The organism is Pseudomonas sp. PNPG3 (assembly GCF_023093815.1).
GTDB lineage: Bacteria > Pseudomonadota > Gammaproteobacteria > Pseudomonadales > Pseudomonadaceae > Aquipseudomonas > Aquipseudomonas asiatica.
This window is the reverse complement of sequence record NZ_JALLKV010000177.1, coordinates 1-287: the sequence shown is the minus strand read 5'-3', so window position 1 is coordinate 287 and position 287 is coordinate 1. Positions and strand designations below refer to the sequence as shown.

Here is a 287-nt window from a genome sequence, read left to right as displayed (position 1 = left end):
CGGTTGCTGCCAGACTTTGTACAGCGGAATCTCCAGCACCAGCGAGCAGCCCAACTCTTCCAGGCAAGACACACGCACTTTGTAACCCGCTTGCTTCACCAGTTGCAGCACCAGTCGCTGCGCCGGTAATAAGGGCTGCTGCGGGTCGGCTGACTGTAAAAATTGCAAAGCGGTGCTGCGTCCGGCGAAATCCCACTGCAATAACAGGCTGTGGTCCTGGAAATTCTGTACATACCAGTGCCAGGTCAGTGACTGCCTCTGCATACCACTGCAGACCAGCTGCATAA

1 protein-coding gene is annotated in these 287 nt (G+C 55.7%); it reads right to left on the bottom strand.

Annotated features, from left to right (window positions below):
- On the bottom strand, positions 1-287 hold a 287-nt coding region (locus tag MJ643_RS30635), incomplete at both ends, for a hypothetical protein (RefSeq protein WP_247727302.1).